The sequence below is a fragment of the Candidatus Kinetoplastibacterium crithidii (ex Angomonas deanei ATCC 30255) genome (assembly GCF_000319225.1).
GTDB lineage: Bacteria > Pseudomonadota > Gammaproteobacteria > Burkholderiales > Burkholderiaceae_B > Kinetoplastidibacterium > Kinetoplastidibacterium crithidii_B.
In genome coordinates, this window is sequence record NC_019815.1 from 256,343 (window position 1) to 276,571 (window position 20,229).

15 protein-coding genes, 1 tRNA gene and 3 pseudogenes are annotated in these 20,229 nt (G+C 28.9%); all 19 read left to right on the top strand.

Annotated features, from left to right (window positions below):
• Nucleotides 1-135 precede the first annotated feature (135 nt).
• The 19 genes and pseudogenes from ndk (at nucleotide 136) to dxs (ending at nucleotide 20,204) form a co-directional block, all read left to right on the top strand.
• Entirely contained in the window at nucleotides 136-567 is a 432-nt protein-coding gene (ndk, locus tag CKCE_RS01105) for a nucleoside-diphosphate kinase (RefSeq protein WP_015238479.1), read from the top strand.
• 8 nt (nucleotides 568-575) lie between these two features.
• Nucleotides 576-1,697, top strand: a complete 1,122-nt coding sequence (gene rlmN, locus CKCE_RS01110; RefSeq protein ID WP_015238480.1) for a dual-specificity RNA methyltransferase RlmN — start codon at nucleotides 576-578, stop codon at nucleotides 1,695-1,697.
• A gap of 347 nt (nucleotides 1,698-2,044) precedes the next feature.
• A complete protein-coding gene (gene hisS, locus CKCE_RS01115) occupies nucleotides 2,045-3,367 on the top strand; it encodes a histidine--tRNA ligase (RefSeq protein ID WP_015238481.1) in 1,323 nt (440 codons plus the stop codon).
• On the top strand, nucleotides 3,360-3,941 hold the full coding sequence (locus tag CKCE_RS01120; RefSeq protein ID WP_081581874.1) for a YfgM family protein: 582 nt from the start codon (nucleotides 3,360-3,362) through the stop codon (nucleotides 3,939-3,941). The genes hisS and CKCE_RS01120 overlap by 8 nt, the downstream gene beginning before the upstream one ends.
• A gap of 6 nt (nucleotides 3,942-3,947) precedes the next feature.
• On the top strand, nucleotides 3,948-5,048 hold the full coding sequence (locus tag CKCE_RS01125; RefSeq protein ID WP_015238483.1) for an outer membrane protein assembly factor BamB family protein: 1,101 nt from the start codon (nucleotides 3,948-3,950) through the stop codon (nucleotides 5,046-5,048).
• Nucleotides 5,049-5,073: 25 nt separating this feature from the next.
• A pseudogene (gene der / locus CKCE_RS01130) lies at nucleotides 5,074-6,409 on the top strand (ribosome biogenesis GTPase Der).
• Nucleotides 6,410-6,719: 310 nt separating this feature from the next.
• Complete coding sequence (gene hfq, locus CKCE_RS01135) at nucleotides 6,720-6,956, top strand: RNA chaperone Hfq (RefSeq protein ID WP_015238486.1); 237 nt, start codon at nucleotides 6,720-6,722, stop codon at nucleotides 6,954-6,956.
• 69 nt (nucleotides 6,957-7,025) lie between these two features.
• Nucleotides 7,026-8,117: a GTPase HflX gene (gene hflX, locus CKCE_RS01140; RefSeq protein WP_015238487.1), complete on the top strand. Its 1,092-nt coding sequence runs from the start codon at nucleotides 7,026-7,028 to the stop codon at nucleotides 8,115-8,117.
• Nucleotides 8,101-9,356 (top strand): annotated as a pseudogene (gene hflK, locus CKCE_RS01145) (FtsH protease activity modulator HflK). The gene hflX and the pseudogene hflK overlap by 17 nt, the downstream one beginning before the upstream one ends.
• A gap of 15 nt (nucleotides 9,357-9,371) precedes the next feature.
• Nucleotides 9,372-10,244: a protease modulator HflC gene (gene hflC / locus CKCE_RS01150; RefSeq protein WP_015389113.1), complete on the top strand. Its 873-nt coding sequence runs from the start codon at nucleotides 9,372-9,374 to the stop codon at nucleotides 10,242-10,244.
• A gap of 32 nt (nucleotides 10,245-10,276) precedes the next feature.
• Nucleotides 10,277-11,440 carry an ATP phosphoribosyltransferase regulatory subunit gene (locus tag CKCE_RS01155; RefSeq protein WP_015238491.1) on the top strand — a complete coding sequence of 388 codons (1,164 nt, stop codon included), beginning with the start codon at nucleotides 10,277-10,279 and terminating at the stop codon, nucleotides 11,438-11,440.
• Nucleotides 11,441-11,515: 75 nt separating this feature from the next.
• Nucleotides 11,516-12,805: an adenylosuccinate synthase gene (locus CKCE_RS01160; RefSeq protein ID WP_015238492.1), complete on the top strand. Its 1,290-nt coding sequence runs from the start codon at nucleotides 11,516-11,518 to the stop codon at nucleotides 12,803-12,805.
• 185 nt (nucleotides 12,806-12,990) lie between these two features.
• Entirely contained in the window at nucleotides 12,991-13,203 is a 213-nt protein-coding gene (rpsU, locus tag CKCE_RS01165) for a 30S ribosomal protein S21 (protein ID WP_015238493.1), read from the top strand.
• A gap of 16 nt (nucleotides 13,204-13,219) precedes the next feature.
• Nucleotides 13,220-14,575, top strand: a complete 1,356-nt coding sequence (gene dnaG / locus CKCE_RS01170) for a DNA primase (protein ID WP_015238494.1) — start codon at nucleotides 13,220-13,222, stop codon at nucleotides 14,573-14,575.
• A gap of 77 nt (nucleotides 14,576-14,652) precedes the next feature.
• Nucleotides 14,653-15,036: a hypothetical protein gene (locus CKCE_RS04000; protein WP_225968713.1), complete on the top strand. Its 384-nt coding sequence runs from the start codon at nucleotides 14,653-14,655 to the stop codon at nucleotides 15,034-15,036.
• A gap of 140 nt (nucleotides 15,037-15,176) precedes the next feature.
• Nucleotides 15,177-17,414, top strand: a complete 2,238-nt coding sequence (rpoD, locus tag CKCE_RS01175; RefSeq protein WP_015238496.1) for an RNA polymerase sigma factor RpoD — start codon at nucleotides 15,177-15,179, stop codon at nucleotides 17,412-17,414.
• A gap of 51 nt (nucleotides 17,415-17,465) precedes the next feature.
• Nucleotides 17,466-17,544 (top strand) — tRNA-Ile (locus CKCE_RS01180).
• 281 nt (nucleotides 17,545-17,825) lie between these two features.
• The gene (gene xseB, locus CKCE_RS01185) at nucleotides 17,826-18,083 is read left to right on the top strand and encodes an exodeoxyribonuclease VII small subunit (protein WP_015238497.1); all 258 of its coding nucleotides are present in this window, start codon (nucleotides 17,826-17,828) and stop codon (nucleotides 18,081-18,083) included.
• Between the two features lie 292 nt (nucleotides 18,084-18,375).
• A pseudogene (gene dxs, locus CKCE_RS01190) lies at nucleotides 18,376-20,204 on the top strand (1-deoxy-D-xylulose-5-phosphate synthase).
• Nucleotides 20,205-20,229 lie beyond the last annotated feature (25 nt).

A 20,229-nucleotide genomic window follows, 5' to 3' on the forward strand; every position in this document is an offset into this window, starting at 1 on the left:
TATAGTTGGTTTGATGTATTTTTATTTTATAGTATAAAGATAAACTAATAGAACTATAAAAATCAAAAATAATTAGATTGTTATTTTATTGTATGTTTTTGTTTTATATTGAAAATTAAAAAATTAGGAATAAAAATGGCAATTCAACGTACTTTATCAATAATAAAACCTGATGCAGTGTCTAAAAATTGTATTGGGAAAATTATATCTCGTTTTGAAGACAATGGTTTATCTGTAGTTGCTTCACGTTTTCATAAATTATCTACTTGTGAGGCAGAATCATTTTACTCTGTGCATAAGGAACGTTCTTTTTTTAGAGATTTGATAAATTTTATGATTTCAGGGCCTGTGTTTATCCAAGTTTTAGAAGGAGAAAATGCTGTACAGATTAATCGTAATATTATGGGTGATACTGATCCAAAGAAAGCAAAAAAAGGAACAATTAGAGCTGACTTTGCCGACAGTATAGATGCTAATGCTGTACATGGTTCTGATTCAGAAGAAAATGCAAAGAATGAAATAGCTTTTTTCTTTTCTGAGATGGAAATCCATTCTCATAAATTATAATATTTTCTATGGAAGATAATTTTCTGATTAACCTGTTGGGTATAGATGAGCTGTCTTTAAGAAGAATCTTAGAAGAATGCGATTGTTATAGCAATTATAGAATTTCTCAATTGAAGAATTGGATTCATAGACGTCAAGTTAGTTCTTTTGATGAGATGACTAATCTATCTATGAAATTACGTGATTATTTGAAGACTATAGCTAAAATAGAAGCGATGCCATTAAAAACACAGCAATTTTCTATGGATGGAACTAGAAAATGGTTATTTGATGCTGGTTTTGATAATGCAGTTGAGACAGTTTTTATACCTGATAGCAATAGAAACACTCTTTGCATATCTAGTCAAGCAGGTTGTGCCGTAAATTGTAGTTTTTGTTTTACTGGGCAACAAGGATTTAATCGTAATTTGACTACTAGTGAGATTATTGGTCAGTTATGGTGGGCGCAAAAAAATATAAATAATGATTTTTTTTCTGGAAATCTAGATAAATCTATTATCAACTCTCCTAAAATAACTAATATAGTAATGATGGGAATGGGAGAGCCTTTATTAAACTACAGCCAGGTTATTCCAGCTTTGCGTTTGATGATGGATGAAAATTCATATGCTTTATCAAAAAGAAAAATAACCTTATCTACATCAGGTATAGTTCCTATGATTGATAAGTTGGTGAATGATTGTCCTGTTTCTTTGGCTATTTCTTTGCATGCTCCTAATGATGAATTAAGGGATAAATTAATACCAATAAATAAAAAATATCCATTACAAGAACTGATGAAGTCTTGTCGGAACTATGTGTCTTATGCTCCTAGAGATTTTATTACATTTGAATATTGCATGCTAGATAATATAAATGATTCAGATAAACATGCATTTGAATTGATTGAATTAGTAAGAACTATTAAATGTAAAATAAATTTAATACCATTTAACTCTTTTCCTAATTCCAATTTGAAAAGATCTACACAAAATAGAATTTTGTCTTTTGTAAAAATATTAAATTCTCAAGGAATTGTTACGACAGTAAGGAAAACACGAGGTGATGATATAAATGCAGCATGTGGTCAATTAGCAGGTAGTATTAAAAATATTACTAAGATTAAGACTCATGAATCTATAAAGCTATAAATATGATATGGGAAAATATTTAAATTTCATCACAAATTTAAATATTTTTTCATCATAACATCTTTTTTAATGTAAAAAATTTTAACTATATTAGTTTTGTGCAATGTTAAAATAATTTTATATATTGATGATAAATATTAAGTAATTATGCAAAGCTTGAGTCCTTTTTATTTTCTTTAAAGATTAGATAATAATGAATAGATGGTAATGTTATTCTGTTTTTGTAGTTATTTATGGAAAAGTTTACATTAAAAGATAATAGTTTTTCAATGTTCAAATATGTTTGATAATTATACTATTTAAGGTGTCTAATATTCTCACAAGAATTATTTTTTAAGAAAAAAAGTATGGTAAATAATACAAATACTAAAAAAATTTTAGCAATACGAGGAATGAATGACATTCTTCCTTCAAGAAGTTGTGACTGGGTCTGTCTAGAAAATATTTTATTAAATTGGCTTCATAGCTATGGCTATTCTAATATTAGAGTTCCTGTTTTGGAGCAAACTAGTTTGTTTCAAAGAGGAATAGGTGAGGTAACTGATATAGTAGAAAAAGAAATGTATTCGTTTAGAGATAGTTATAATAATGATTCTTTAACAATACGTCCAGAGATTACAGCAGGAATAGTTAGAGCAGCCATAGAACATAATATTTTATATGAAAGGCCTCGTAGATTGTATTCTATTGGCCCTGTTTTTAGGCATGAGCGCCCGCAGTTAGGGAGATACAGACAATTTCATCAAGTTGATATAGAAGCTATTGGTTTTGATGGTCCTGATTTGGATGCTGAATTAATGATAATGGTATCTAGACTATGGAAAATTTTAGACATTCAAGATATTAAGTTAGAACTTAATTGTCTTGGTTCTTATCAAGATAGGTTGAATTATAAAGAAGTATTATTAAATTTTTTTGAAAAAAATATAGATCATTTAGATGATATTAGCAAAAAACGTCTATATTCTAATCCATTGAGAATTTTGGATAGTAAAAATCCAACTGTACGTTCTTTAATAGAGGAAGCTCCAGTTCTATTAGATTTTCTATCAGATGATTCATTAAAATATTTTGATTCTGTATGTGGTTTTTTAAAGTCTAATAATATTCAATATTACATTAATAATCGATTAGTAAGAGGATTGGATTATTACAATTTGACAGTTTTTGAGTGGACTACAGATAAATTAGGCTCACAAAGCACAGTTTGTGGTGGTGGTAGATATGATAATTTATTCAGTATGCTTGGTGGCAAAAATATTCCTGCTGCTGGCTTTGCTATAGGGTTTGAAAGGTTAATAGAACTATGGAATTTTTATAAAGGTACGTCTAAAACAAAAGATTGTGATATTTATATCACTCACCGTGGTTTAATAGCTCAGAAGTTATCGTTTAATTATGCAGAAAAATTACGTGATTCAGGATTTAAAGTCATAGTTCATTGCGGTTTAAATGATGCTTTAAAACGTCAGTTTAGAATGGCTGACTTGAGCAATGCTACTATAGCTATAGTTTTTGGAGAAGATGAAGTTAAGAATAATTTTGCAAGCATAAAATTATTGCGTGTATCTCATAAAGATAATGTTAATCAAGAAAAAGTTCCTCTAGAACAACTAATACCTTTTTTAAAAGATAAAATAAAAAATAATTTTGGATTTTATGATGAATAAAATATTTCTTATAATCAGACAAAAATTAATAATTTTATCAATAGCTATTTTTTTTATTGTGTTAATAAAGTGTTTTTTTTTCAAAAAAACAAATATTGATAACATGAAAGATTTTGAATTGTTTGAACAAACAGTTATGACGCATCCTGTTGATCTCGAAAAAATTAGAGTGTTATTAGGTTCAATTAAAAGAAATAATATTAATGATGGATATTCTAAACTGTCTTCATTAATTGCCGCTAATGTATTTCAAGAACATTTTTTATTTGATGAGGCAAAAAATGAATTAATATGGTTATCTAATGTTAGCAAATATAACTTATTTCAATATATTGCAAAACTACGTTTATCTAATGTATTTGTGAATATGAGTGAATATGATAAAGCATTAGAATGTTTAAAGAATCCTCCAAAATCTTTTGAGAGTTTATTTGATAATAGTAGAGGTGATGTTTTTTTTGCACAAGGCAAATTGAGTAAGGCTATAGAAAATTGGAAATTATCTTTAAATAATATGGATAAAAATGATCCTTTATTTAAAATAATTCAGTTAAAAATTGATTCTTGTAATTAGAATTATATGAATGTATATAAATTTATTTTTTTATTGCTTTTTCTCAGTATTCATAATAAGTCTTTTTCAGCTATAGATAATAATGAGCAGCAAATAGTACGTCATGTTAACGGTGGCTTATCTTATAAAAGATTATTCTCTGATTTTAGAATTGATTTAATTTCAAATGTAGTAGATGATTATATATATGTAGCCTCTTTAGATGGAAATATTGCTAAGTTAGATGTTGTTAGCAATAAATGTTTATGGCAAAAGAAAATTTCCATTGATAATATAGTATCTATAGTTGTTGATTTTGCTAATGTTGTAGTTGTTTCTGAAAAAGGAAATATTCTGGTATTTGATAATAATGGCAATCAAAAATGGCTATCTTTTGTGAATAATGCAATTAATATTCTACCAGTTATATATAAAAATATTCTCTTAATTAGGACTTGTGACTTATCTATTCATGCTTTTGATATTAATACTGGAGAAGTAATTTGGTCATTGAATAATTATTTTTTTTCAATATCATCTGCTATTTATTCTCCCATGTTATCTTTGAAAAAGTCTCTTATAACATATAGCACAAATAATAGTATTTCATCAATTGATATTGATACTGGTTTTATAGAATGGAAAATTCCAGTTTTCTTAGGCAATGTAAATAATGATTTATTGGGAATTAATGGTTCATTTTTAACACATAAAAATAATATTTATTTTGCTGATAGTAAAAATTATATTACTTGTTTAGATATAACAAATACAGTTATTGTTAAATGGAGTAAACTGTTTCCAGTATGTCGTGTTATGTATATGTGCGATGGATTTATTTATGCTTTAAATGATGAAGGAGAATTAGCTAAGTTTAATTCTATAAATGGAAGTATTATTTGGAAAAAAATAATTTTTAAAAATTGCAAATTTAAAACTATTTTGGTAGAAAATAAGTTAATAGTTTGTGGTGATTCTTCTGGTCAATTATATTTTATTTCTTCTGATGATGGCTCTATATTTTATAAATTTAAGATTAGCAAGAACAGTATATTATCTTCTGTCATTTTTAGCAAAAATCAAATTATAGTTAGTACTATAGATGGTGTTTTCATAATAGATATTTAATTTTCATTTTTTTAAAGTTTTTACCGTGTCTTATAAACCAATAGTTTCGATAGTAGGAAGAGCAAATGTAGGTAAGTCTACTTTGTTTAATCGTTTAACAAAAACAAAAAATGCATTAGTGGCTGATTTTCCAGGTTTAACGCGTGATAGACATTATGGAGAAGCTCATTTTGCATCATACAATTTTATTGTGATTGATACTGGTGGCCTTGATGTTCATTCTAAAGATCAATTTTCTTTGAAAATTGCTTCTCAAACCAATCAAGCTATATTAGAGTCTGATATTATTATATTTTTGCTTGATGGTCGTTCAGGAATATGTTCTCAAGATTATGAAATTGCTAAATTATTACGTAAATTTTCCGATAAACGTATATTATTAGCTATTAATAAATCAGAAGGAATGAACTTAAGTAATTTTAGCAATGAATTTTATGAGTTAGGTTTGGGTAAGCCATATTTGATTTCTTCATCTCATGGTGATGGTATTTACCATTTAATTGAAGATTCATTAAGTGGGTTCTCGCAAACTGATGTTGATGAGAATTCAATTGTAGAATCAAATTCTTCTATTAAATTGGCTATAATTGGCAAACCAAATGTTGGAAAATCTACATTAATTAATTCATTTTTAGGAGAAGAGAGGCTAATTGCTTTTGATATGCCAGGTACTACTAAAGATTCTATAAATGTTGATTTCAAGTTTGATGATAGGAAATATATATTGGTAGATACGGCAGGTATGCGTCGTAAGAGTAGGGTGATAAATTATATTGAAAAATTCTCAGTAATAAAAACTATTCAGGCAATAGAATCTAGTGATGTTGTTTTGTTAGTTATAGATGCAAATGAGGAAATTTCTGATCAAGATGCTCATATGGCTGGCTTTATTTTAGAATCAGGAAAAGCAATTGTCATAGCTTTTAATAAATGTGACACCATAGAAAAAGAAAAATTAAAGAATCTTGAAAAATCTTTTAGAAGAAAAATGCATTTCCTGTCATTTGCTAAATTACATATGATTTCAGCATTAAAAAAATATCATATTAATGATTTTTTTATCTATAAATGAGGCTTATGATTCTTCGTTTGCTAATTTATCTACACCAAAACTTAATAAGTTACTTAAAATAGCTATTACTAAACAACCGCCTCCTAAAAAAAATATAATTAGACCAAAAATGCGTTATGCTCATCAAGGTGGTCAGAATCCTCCTATTATTGTAATTCATGGAAATTCTCTCGAACATATTTCTAGTTCTTATATCAGGTATCTTGAATCATTTTTCAGGAGAGAGTTGTCTTTAAAAGGTACACCGTTACGAATTGAATTTAAATCATCAAAAAATCCATATATTTAGATTTTTGATATATTTGAATATGTATATACACAACATCTTTTGTGAATATATAAAATATTTATATATGTTAAGGTGTAATAAAAAACATAACTAATTATTTGTTGTTGTATTATATAAAATATTATTTACACTTAATTTTATTTAGAATTCAATTTTTATTAGTGTTAGATATAATTTTAGTCAATATTTATTGATTTTTAATAGAAAGATGTCTAATTCAAGTTTGTTTTTCTATTAATTTAGCGTATTTTATGTCAGTTTAACTCATAATAGAAAAAAACATTTATAACAAACATATGGAACATAAATAATGAATAATAAAGGCCAAACTCTACAAGATCCATTTTTAAATAAATTGCGTAAAGATCATGTGCCAATATCTATATATCTGGTTAATGGAATCAAACTGCAAGGGCAAATAGAAGCATTTGATCAATATGTTGTTTTATTAAGGAATACGGTAACACAGATGGTATATAAACATGCTATATCAACTGTAGTCCCTTCTCGTGCTATAAGTTTCCAGGAAGATTTTGAGGCAGAATAGTTTGGAAAAGATACAATTATTTTAATTTTTATGCTGTTTTGTTGTTTATTAACACTTTGAATTTGTTATATGAGATCTTTAATAGTTGGAGTCAATTTAGGCGGTGTTTTTTTTGATGATAATTTAAAAGAATTCTTTATGCTAGCTCAATCAGCTGGGGCCTTAGTAGCAGATCATGTAGTTGTTAAGAGAGATGTTCCTGATAAAAAATTTTTTATAGGATCAGGGAAAGTAGAAGAAATATCATATTTGATAACAGAACTTTCCATAGAAATAGTCTTGTTTGATACTTCCTTATCTCCATCGCAACAAAGAAATCTTGAGTTAAGATGGGGAGTTAGAGTAGTTGATAGAGTTGCTTTAATCTTAGATATATTCGCCATCAGAGCTAAAAGTCACGAAGGAAAGCTTCAAGTTGAGTTAGCACAATTGCAATATTTATCTACAAGATTAACTAGGCTATGGACTCATTTGGAGCGTCAGCGTGGTGGAATTGGGATGAGAGGTCCTGGTGAATCACAGTTGGAGATGGATCGGCGTATTATATCTAGCAAAGTTAAGGTTTTAAAAGAGCGTTTAAAGAAAATAAAATCCAGAAGAGTATCTCAGAGAAATCTTCGTGAACGTAATAGGGTGTTTTCAATTTCTTTAGTTGGTTATACCAATTCAGGAAAATCTACATTATTTAATTTATTAACAAAAGAAAAAACTTATGTTGCTGATCAATTGTTTGCAACATTAGAAACAACATCTCGTCGTATTTGGGTAGGCACTTCTAATAAAGATATTGTTATTTCTGATACAGTAGGCTTTATACGTGATTTACCACATAATTTGATAGATTCATTTCATGCGACACTACACGAAGCCATAAGCGCTGATTTGCTGCTTCATGTAGTTGATTTTTCCAATGAAAATTACCAAGAACAAATAGATAATGTTAATAATGTCATTAAAGAAATAGGAGCATCTGATATACCAGTTATTATGATTTATAATAAGATTGATTTATCTAATGTACAACCTAGGGTAGAATATGGTTTAAATAATACTATTGATAGTGTTTTTTTGAGTGCAGCGAAAAACACTGGAGTAGATGGTTTAACTGAAGCGATAATTAATGCTAGTAATACAATGGGGCAAGATATTGAGAATTTTTAATATATTTAATTTTGATGATTCTAATTGGGGACGAGGAAAAAACAAAGGTTTTTCTGATGAGTCTAAAAAAAATAGTAATCCACCAGATTTAGATGATGTTTGGAATGATTTAAGCAAGCGTTTTTCTAATATTTTTGGTAAGTACGGAAAAAAAATAGTAATGATAAGTTACCAGATTTTAATTTTAAAAATTCTGGTATTTTCTTTTGCTTGTTTATTTTATTTGCCTCTATTATCTGGTTATCTAGTAGTTTTTTTGTAGTTAAAGAAGGTCAAGTTTCTGTGATTACTCGATTTGGAAAATATTATAGAACAGCACAACCAGGTTTTAGATGGCATTTGCCGTATCCTATTGAAAATCATGAAATGGTAAATCTATCTCATTTGCGTACTTTTGAGGTAGGTTTTCGTGGAAATTCTCAAAATAAAGTTCTGTCTGAATCTTTAATGCTTACAACAGATGAAAATATTGTAGATATGCAATTTGTTGTCCAATATCGATTAAGCGCAAATGGAGCTATTAATTACTTATTTAAAATCAGAGATCCTGATGAGTCTGTTAAACAAGCTGCCGAAACTGCTATGAGAGAAATAGTAGGTAAGAAAAATATGGATTTTGTTTTGTATGAAGGTAGGACTGCTGTTACTTTTGAAGTTCAGAAACTCATGCAAAATATTTTAAATAATTACAATACTGGCATTCAAATAACTGCAGTTGCTATACAAAATGTTCAGCCGCCAGAACAAGTTCAGGCTGCTTTTGATGACGCAGTGAAGGCAGGTCAAGATAGAGAAAGAAAAATTAATGAAGGATACGCTTATGCAAATCAGGTTATACCATTGGCTAGTGGTCAATCTTCTAGATATTTAGAACAAGCAGAGGCCTATAAAGCTACGGTAATAGGAGAAGCTAAAGGTGAGTCATCTCGTTTTTATAGTATATTAAAAGAATATGAAAAGGCGCCTGATGTAACAAGGACTCGTTTATATCTAGAGGCTATGGAAAGTATTTTTTCTAAGGCTAATAAGTTGATGATTGATTCTAAGAATAATAATGTTTTATTGTTACCTATAGACGCATTAAATAATAAAATTAATGATTCTTTTATAACTAAGAAAAATGATTTATTAGAAGAAAAAGTAGAAAAAAAGCTTTATGATATTGATAATTCAAATGATAGTTTTAAAACTATCAATAAATCATCAGATAAGATAAAGCGTGATCGTTCATTATACTAATAGAAAAGATTTTTTATGCAACGTATATTTTTAATACTATCTAGTTGTTTTGCTTTATTTGTATTAGCTTGTTCTACGATGTTTGTCGTAAATGAGCGTAGTTATGCACTGGTTTTCTCACTTGGTGAAATTAGTAGAGAAATTAGTTCTCCTGGTTTGTATTTTAAATTACCAGCTCCATTTCAAAATATTGAGTTTCTTGATAAGAGAATACTTACAATTGAGTCAAAGGATGCAGAACGAATTCAGACTTCTGAAAAAAAGAATTTATCTATTGACTCTTTTGTTAAATGGAGAATAGCTAATCCAAAATTATTTTATGTAACTTTTGAAGGTAATGAGAGGGCTGCACAAGAAAAATTGCAAGCACAAATTAGAGATGCCTTAAATGCTTCAGTTAACGTTAGAACAGTAAAGGAAGTTGTTTCTGTAGAGAGAAGTGAAATTATGACTGAAATTCTTAATAATGTAGCTTCTAGAGCAGAACCATTGGGTGTTGAAATTGTTGATGTAAGGTTGCGTAGAATTGAGTTCGCACCAGAAATTTCTAAATCTGTATATAGAAGAATGGAAGCTGAACGGACAAAAGTTGCTAATGAATTAAGATCTATAGGGGCAGCGGAAAGTGAAAAGATTAGAGCAGAGGCAGATAGATCTCGTGAAGAAATATTAGCTAAGGCTAATGCTCAAGCAGAAGCGATTAAAGGAGAAGGTGATGCTATTGCAAGTGCGATTTATGCTTCATCTTTCGGTAAAAATCATGATTTTTATAAGTTTTATAAGAGTCTAGAAGCTTATAAAAAATCTTTTTCTAATAAGGATGATACATTAGTAGTAGACCCAAGTTCTGATTTTTTTCAGTTTATGAAAAAAATTGATTTGAAATAGATTTAATAAATTTTATTTAGGAAATATAACTAATGAGTAATTGGTTACTACCTGAAAATCTTGCTGATATTTTGCCAGTTGAGGCTAGACATATTGAGAAATTGCGTCATAAATTACTTGATTTATACAAGACTTATGGTTTTGAGCTCGTTTGTCCTCCATTAGTAGAATATATAGATTCTTTATTGTCTGGTACTGGTAGTGATCTGAATTTACAAACTTGTAAACTTGTAGATCAATTATCAGGTAGAACATTAGGCATAAGAGCGGATATGACTCCACAAATTAGTAGAATTGATGCTCATTTATTAAATAGGGACGGCATAACAAGGTTGTGTTATTGTGGAAATGTTTTTCATGCCCTGCCTAATGATTTTTTATCTAGTAGGGAATTGTTGCAGATTGGGGCTGAAATATATGGACATGCTGGAGTAGAAGCTGATTTTGAAATAATTCAACTAGCTATTGATACTATTAAAACAGCGGGCATAAGTACTTATAAACTAGATTTATGTCATCCTGGTGTAATACGTAGCATTATAAATTCAGATCATGCTGCATCTGCTAATGTTGATTTGATTCTTTCTTTATTGAAAGAAAAAGATGTTGCTGGAATTTTAGAATTATCAGGTGTCATTAAAAATATAAGAAGTGATACATTAGAGTCTTTAAAGATAGTATCTTCTTTATATGGTGATACAGAAACTGTTATTTCTTTAGCTAGAAAATCTCTTCCATCTAATCCTGGAATTATAGGAGCTCTTGATGCTTTACAAATTTTGATTCATTCATTAGAAGATGATGTTGAATTGGGAATAGATTTGGCTGATGTTTCTGGTTATGGCTACCATTCAGGAGTAACTTTTTCTTTATATGCAGAAGGTTGGCGTGATACACTGGTCAAAGGTGGTAGGTATGATAATGTTGGCATTGCATTTGGTCGCGCTAGAGCTGCGACAGGTTTTAGTTTAGATCTACGTAAATTAGCTAGAGGTCTTTTTACTATGGAAAAACCAAGTGCTATTTTAGCTCCTTGGGGCCGTGATAAAGATTTATTAACTTGTATAAAAAATTTACGTCAAGATGGTCAAATAGTAATTCAAATGTTACCAGGGGGTTATCCATCTCAAGATGAATTTGTTTTTGATCGCAAACTTGTTTTATTTGATGGTATATGGCAAATTAATGATTTATAAATTTATTTATATTAAATAATAAATAAATTTGTTTATCATTCAAGTTAATATTTTTATGTTATTAAGTTGATTAATATGAGCAAAAATATAGTAATAATTGGCACTCAATGGGGTGACGAAGGCAAAGGTAAAATTGTAGATTGGCTAACTGAATCTGTTGATGCTGTAGTAAGATTTCAAGGTGGTCACAATGCTGGTCATACTCTTTGGATAAATGGAAATAAAACTGTTCTGAGATTAATTCCTTCTGGGATAATGAGGCCTCATGTATCATGTTTTATTGGAAATGGTGTTGTTTTATCGCCTGAGAATTTACTGAAAGAGATAGGTGAGTTAGAGTCTGTTGGCATAGATGTTCGTTCTCGTTTAAAAATTTCAGAAATATGTCCTTTGATACTTCCATATCACGTAGCAATTGATCAGGCTAGAGAACAAAGTAAAGGAAATGAAAAAATTGGTACTACAGGAAGAGGTATTGGTCCTGCTTATGAAGATAAAATAGCTCGTAGAGCTATAAGGCTCCAAGATATTTTTAGTTATGATGTGTTTTTTCAAAAGCTATCAGACTCACTAGAATATCATAATTTTATTCTGAAAAATTACTTTAATACCTCAACTTTAGATTTCAATGAGATATTAGATAACTATCTAAAAATAGCAGATGTCTTAGCTCCTATGGTTACTGATGTTTCCAATAGTTTATATTCTTTGCAAGAATCTGGAGGTAAACTTTTATTTGAAGGAGCGCAGGGCTCTTTATTGGATATTGACCACGGTACATATCCTTACGTAACTAGCAGTAATTGTATTGCTGGTTCAGCTTCTGCTGGTTCTGGAGTAGGTATTCAATCTATAAGTTATGTTTTAGGTATTACAAAAGCTTATACTACTCGTGTTGGATCTGGTCCATTTCCTACAGAACTAAATGATGAGTTAGGAGCTCACATTGCTAATGTTGGTAAGGAATTTGGTTCAGTTACTGGAAGGCCTAGACGTTGTGGTTGGTTTGATGCAGCTGCACTTAAAAGAGCTGTGCGATTAAGTGGTGTTTCTGGTCTTTGTATAACAAAGTTGGATGTTTTAGATGGAATCGAGAATTTAAAGATTTGTGTTGGTTATCGATTAGGTAATGAATTTCTTGATATATTACCGTATGGCTCTGAAATTGTTTCACGATTAGAGCCTGTATATGAAGAAATGCCTGGATGGAAGTCTTCAACCTTTGGTATCAGAGAATTTGACCAGCTACCATTAGAAGCTAGACATTATCTAGGAAGAATAGCTGAGGTATCTGGTGTACCGATAGATTTAGTATCTACTGGTCCTGACCGTAATGAAACTATAGTTTTAAGGCATTTGTTTTAGAAAATAGAATCATTCTAGAAATAGATTATATAAAATTTATTTCTAGAACTATTTATCTTGATTAAATAGTTGTCTAAAAGCATTGTTTTAATGTAGAATTAGGTGATTGATGCTACAGCATTGAGTTTTTGTTGCTGTAGAGTGAAATTTGATTATAATTATTCTTTTAAATTAAAGTATTGACTATGCCTATTGTTAAGCTTAAAGAAAATGAACCTTTTGAATCAGCTATGCGTCGTTTTAAACGCACTGTTGAAAAAACTGGCCTGTTGACAGAGTTGCGTTCTAGAGAATTCTATGAAAAGCCAACAGCTGAAAGAAAACGTAAACTTGCTGCTGCTGTGAAACGTCACTATAAACGTATACGCAGTCAACAACTGCCTCCTCGTATGTACTAGCAAACTGTGTTTTTATTTGATTCCAAAATATTTTATCCAAGATTTATCGTTTAGACTAGATATAGTAGAAGTTATAGGCTCTTATATTTTATTAAAAAAATCAGGGTCTAGTTTAGTTGGTCTTTGTCCATTTCATTCGGAAAAAAGTCCTTCTTTTACTGTAAGTCAAACAAAAAAAATATATCATTGTTTTGGTTGTGGAGCTCACGGTGATTCCATTACGTTCGTAATGGAATATCTTGGTCTTAGTTTTGCTGATGCAGTAAAACAACTAGCGTCTTCTATTGGTGTGACAATTCCAGAAGAAGGTAGAAATTCTAATTTTTTGTCTAATGAACAAAAAAAGGAAAGAGAGTTGTTGAGCATAATGAACAAAGCTCAAGAATATTATCATTCATATCTGTTAAAATCCTCTAATGCTCTGAATTATTTATCAAAAAGGAAAATTCATAAAGAAACAATAGAATTATTTGGAATTGGTTGGTCAGGTTTTGAGACTAATTTTTTATCTAAATGTTTTGATAATTATAACGATGCTTCTCTCAAAGAGGTGGGTCTCGTTATAGACGAAACAAGGAGATATGATAGATTTAGACAGAGAATAATGTTTCCAATAAGAAATTATTATGGCAATGTTATCGGTTTTGGAGGTAGGACAATTGACAGAAGACTTCCAAAATATTTAAATTCTCCGGAGACTATATTGTTTTCTAAAAGAAAAGAATTATATGGTTTGTGGGAATCTAGGAAAAATATAAAAAAACAAGGATTTGTATTAGTAGTTGAGGGATATATAGATGTTATTATCCTAACACAATACGGTATTACTAATGTAGTGGCAACACTAGGAACTTCAATAAGTTCTGATCATATAATAAAATTATTTTCAATAACTGATAAAATAATTTTCAGTTTTGACGGTGATGATGCTGGTCATAGGGCAGCATGGAGAGCATTATTAATTTGTTTAAAAGAATTAAAAGATAATCGTGAAATAAGATTCTTAATTTTAAAAGAAAACTATGATCCTGATTCTTATATTTTAGAATATGGAGTTCATAAGTTTAAAGAAATAATAGATAATTCTATTTCTTTGTCAAAGTTTTTTATTAATGAAATGCAGAAAAAACATAATATTTTAGAGGCAGAAGGTAGAGTATCTTGCTGGAATGAGTCTCTTTCTTTGTTAAATTCTATGCCTCTTAATGCTTTTCGTATACAGTTTGAGAAAGAAATTGCTAACTTATTAAATTTTAATAATAATGATATTAGACTGTTATCATCTATTAGCAATAGAAATACAAATAATTTGCAAAAACATTATTTTAAGAATGAAAATAATGTGAATTATAGTGAAATTGAAAAAAAATAAACCTTTATAATTCAAGTCGTAATATTCAAAAAGCTCCATCTCTTGCTAAACATTTACTGAATCTAATAGTATTTAATTTGCAATATATTGATGACATGGTTGGGATTCAACAATTAGAGATTTTAGAAAAACAACCTGATTTAAAATATATAAAGGATCTAATTTTAATTATTCAAGAAAAAAATATTAAAACTTTAGAGGGATTGCAAGAATCATTACCAAAAGATTCTGAATTGTATAAAATGGTTTCTAATATTAGTAATCAAGCTACTCACAAAGAGGTTTTATTACCAGATCCAGTCAAAGAATGGGAAGATGCTTTATTATTAATAGAACATGAATATTTGAAAAAAGAAATTAACTTGCTTGTAGAGCAAGGTTTAACCTCTGATAATGATATAAATAAGTATAAAGAATTGTCTAATAAATTGTTTTTGATTAAAAAAGGTAATTTAAATTAAAATTGTTATGATTTTCATAACCATTATGAGTAATTATGCTGTTTATAAATAAAATCTTATTTATGAAATGTCTACTTGTTAATTCTTAATTTTATAATTGTTTGATCTTTATTAATAAATTTTAATATCACGGAAAAGGTATGATTACAAAGTCTAAAGACAAAGATAAAAATGTTTCAAATAAAAATAAAAATAATACTTTAAATCATCATAGCGATGATAGTAGTGATATTCCATCTTATGAAGAATTTAATAAATTAGAGAATTTAAAAAAATCTAAGAAAATTGTTAAAAATAAAATATTAAAATCTAATAAAGATGTCAATAATGAAAATTTAATAGATGGAGATGAGCTATTAGTATCAATTAAAGTTGCTGAATTAGCTAAAAAATCTAGCATAGTAATTAATGATGACTCTATTGAGAGTGATGATGAGCTTTTCGATGGTTTATCTGCAGATAATAGTGTAGATATGCTAACTTATTCTAAATCTAGTAAACGAAGTAGACGTAGCAAAAATGATCCTAAGGATTTAATTCTAAAAGGGCCAATTTCCCAAGAAGAATATGAAAATCGTCGTAATAATCTTAAAAATCTTATTAAATTAGGTAAAGAAAAAGGATATCTTACATTTGGCGAGATTAATGATAGTTTACCTGATGATTTAGCAGATGATGAAGTGTTTGATACAGTAGTTGCAACTTTTAGTGATATGGGGATTGCTGTTTATGATAAGACTCCAGATATAGATACACTATTAATGAGTGAAAATAATACTGTAATCTCTAATGATGATGTTGAAGATGAAGCAGAGGCTGCTCTCACAACTGTCGATTCTGATTTTGGTAGAACTACAGATCCTGTACGTATGTATATGCGTGAAATGGGAACTGTCGAACTCTTAACAAGGGAAGGAGAAATAGAAATAGCAAAAAGAATTGAAGATGGTTTGAGCCTTATGATATCAGCTATCTCTGCTTGTCCTACGACTGTAAATGAAATTTTATTAGATATAGAGAAAGTAAATAATGATCAACTTCAAATAGATGAGATTGTAGATGCTCTTATAGATAATTCAGATTGTGATCCTAACATAAGTTTTCATCTTTCAGAAAATGAAGAATTGCTAGATATGTCATCGGGTATAATGTCTGCAAAGCAATTAGAGGAGTTGCGTACAAAAAGCTTAGAAAAATTTTCAGCCGTTACTAGTCATTTTAAAAAAATGCAAAAAGCTTATGTAGAAAATGGATATAACTCTGAAGATTATTTAGAAGCAAAAAATTTGATACAACAAGAATTAATGGGTGTAAGATTTAATGCTAAAATGATAGCTAAGTTAGCTGACTCAATTAGATCTCATATGCAAGAAATAAGGTCTGTAGAAAAATCTATAATAAATATATGTGTAGATAAGGTTGGCATGCCAAGAGAACTTTTTCTTCAGTGTTTTATAGGAAATGAATCTAATACTCAATGGATGTTTGCAGAGCCTATAATTAATAGTAAATATTTTCAAGCATTAGAACCATTAGTTTTGCTTATACAAAATAAGCAAAAAAAATTATTGGAAATTCAGGAGAGAATTGTATTACCAATTCAAGAATTTAAAGAAATCAATAAACAAATGACAACTGGAGAGAATAAATCTCTTAAAGCAAAAAAAGAAATGACTGAAGCTAATTTGCGTCTAGTTATTTCTATAGCTAAAAAATATACGAATAGAGGTTTACAATTTTTAGATTTAATACAAGAAGGTAATATTGGCCTAATGAAGGCTGTAGATAAATTTGAGTATCGTAGAGGATATAAATTTTCTACATATGCTACCTGGTGGATAAGGCAAGCTATAACACGTTCTATAGCAGATCAAGCTAGAACTATCAGGATTCCGGTACATATGATAGAAACAATAAATAAGATGAATCGTATTAGCCGTCAGATTTTGCAGGAAACCGGTTTAGAGCCAGATCCTTCAGTTTTATCCAAAAAAATGGATATTCCAGAGGATAAAATTAGGAAAATTCTTAAAATAGCTAAAGAACCTATATCAATGGAAACTCAAATAGGAGATGACGATTCTCATTTAGGTGATTTTATAGAAGATACTAACACTTTAGCTCCTTCTGATTCTGCTTTACATAGTTCTATGAAGAATATTGTTAAAGAAGTATTAGATTCTTTGACTCCTAGAGAGGCTAAAGTTTTAAGAATGAGGTTTGGTATTGAAATGCATACAGATCAAACATTGGAGGAAGTAGGTAAACAATTTGATGTTACAAGAGAAAGAATTAGACAAATTGAAGCTAAAGCGTTACGGAAACTAAGACATCCTAGTAGAGCTGAAAAGTTAAAAAGTTTTTTAGATAATAATTAAGTTAAATTTTTTATTGCAAAATTAAAAAAAATACCTTATAGTTGTTTATCTGGGCCTCTAGCTCATGCCTGGTTAGAGCAGCGGACTCATAATCCGTTGGTGCCGAGTTCGACTCTCGGGGGGCCCACCAGATTTAATAATCTATATAATTTGTCTTATATTTTATGTAATTTTAGCTTTGCTAAATTATATTTCTTAAACGTTCCAAGAAACAATTGTATTGTTACAGATTTGAACATTGTTAGATGTTGTCATTTTTTTAGTTTAAATGATCTGTATTTAGCATATAATTTATGCTAACTTTCCAACGTTATAATTTTGAACTAATTATTTATATTTATTTATTATCTATAATATTTGCAAATAAATTGTAAACTAAATGTTAGAAGCAAAAATATTACGGAGATCACTATGAAAAATAATACATCAAGTTCATTGGAAAATATGAAAAATTTAGATTTTGAAACAGCGCTGCTTGAGTTAGAAATGCTAGTTTCTAATATGGAACAAGAAAATATAACTTTAGAAGATTCGCTATCATTATATCGTCGTGGTGTCAATTTAGTTCGTTTTTGTCAAAATCATATTGCAAAAGCTGAAGAAACTATAAAAGTATTAGATGGTGAATTGCTTAAGCCTTTAGATAGTAATGAATTAGGTGAAGAATAAATTTGTACCTATATGACAGTTATTTTTTAGAAATACTTGTTATTTGCTATCTATAGACTCATAAGTGGATATTGCATCTATTTTGCTAATTACCAACAATATATAATTAATTTTATCAAAAAAAATAAATTTGTTTACTTTTTTATCGAAAAATATCTGAAAAAATTAGCAATTCTGTATATTGTTATAGTTAGTGAAGTTTATTTCTCAAAAATATAATATATTTGTTTTATTTATTCTCTCTAGAGAATATTTTTAATAAAAAATTTAAAAACTCTTATAGAATAAATTTATGTTTCCTAAATTATTAGATAATATTCATCTTCCATCTGATCTAAGAAAATTAAATTTTGATTGTCTTAGTAAGTTATCTGAGGAATTACGACAAGAAGTTTTGGAGATTGTTTCTAAAACTGGGGGGCATCTTTCATCTAGTTTAGGAGTTATAGAATTAACAATAGCATTACATTATGTATTTGATACACCAAATGATATTATTATTTGGGATGTAGGACATCAATCTTATCCTCATAAAATATTAACTGGAAGAAGAGAAAAAATGGGGACTTTACGCCAGAGGTATGGGATATCTGGATTTCCAAATAGATCTGAATCTTGTTATGATGCCTTTGGTACTGCTCATTCTTCCACTTCTATTTCTGCTGCGTTAGGAATGGCTTATGCAGCTAGCAAAAAAAATTAAAGAATAGACAACATATAGCAGTAATTGGTGATGGTTCGATTTCTTCTGGTATGGCTTTTGAAGCTATAAATAATGCTGGTGTAATGAAAGATATAAATCTTTTGGTTATTCTTAATGATAATCATATGTCTATTTCTCCACCAGTAGGAGCTTTGAATAAATATTTCAATAATTTAATGCAAGGTCGTTTTTACGCTAATGTTAAAGCTGTTGATGATATAGTACATATTGAGCATCAAAAAATTAATAATACTAGCTTTGTGACATTTTTTGAGGAATTTGGTTTTAAATATTATGGGCCAATTGATGGTCATAATGTAACTAATTTAGCTAATGTGTTGCGAAACATCAAACAAGAATCTGGATTAAATTTTTTGCACATTGTAACAAAAAAAGGCAAAGGTTATAAGTTAGCTGAGAAAGACCCTATATTATACCATGGTCCAAGCAAATTCGATTTAGATATTGGCATCATAAAATCAAAAAAAACTTGCAATAAAACTTTTACTCAAGTTTTTAGCAATTGGGTTTGTGATATGGCAACCTATGATGATAGTTTAATAATAATTACTCCTGCTATGAGAGAAGGTAGTGGGTTGGTAGAATTTGAGAGTCTTTTCCCAAGTAGATATTTTGATGTTGGCATATCAGAACAACATGCAATTACATTTGCAGCTGGTATGGCATGTGATGGATTAAAACCAGTAGTAGCAATTTATTCTACTTTTTTACAAAGAGGTTATGATCAATTAGTACATGATGTAGCTATTCAAAATCTAGATGTAACTTTTGCAGTTGATAGAGCTGGTTTAGTGGGAGCTGATGGAGCTACACATGCTGGTAATTATGATATATCTTTTTTAAGATGTATCCCAAATTTAATAATCGCTACACCTTCTGATGAAAATGAACAACGTTTACTATTAACTACATGTTATCTATATAATGGTCCTGCGATTGTTAGGTATCCTAGAGGTGAAGGGTTTGGTGTAAATATTGATGAAGAATTAAATTCTTTAGATATTGGTAAAGGAATAGTTAGAAAATTTGGTAAAAATATTGCTATTCTTGTATTTGGTACTTTATTTAATACAGCAAATATTGTTGCTGATTCAATGAATTTAACTATTGCTGATATGAGATTTGTTAAGCCAATTGATAAAGAATTAATTATTAGTTTATCTAAAACTCATAGAGCTATTGTTACTTTAGAAGATAATTCTATAATGGGAGGAGCTGGTAGTGCGGTACTAGAAGTTTTGCATGAAAATAATTTATATATTCCAGTTCTTCAATTGGGTATACCTGATAGATTTATCGATCATGGGGATGTTAAACAATTAATTGCTGAAATAGGATTAGATAGTAATGGAATAGAACTTTCTATTAAATCTACTTTTCATAAATTATTGTTATAGCTTAATAAAATTATTTCATTAAATA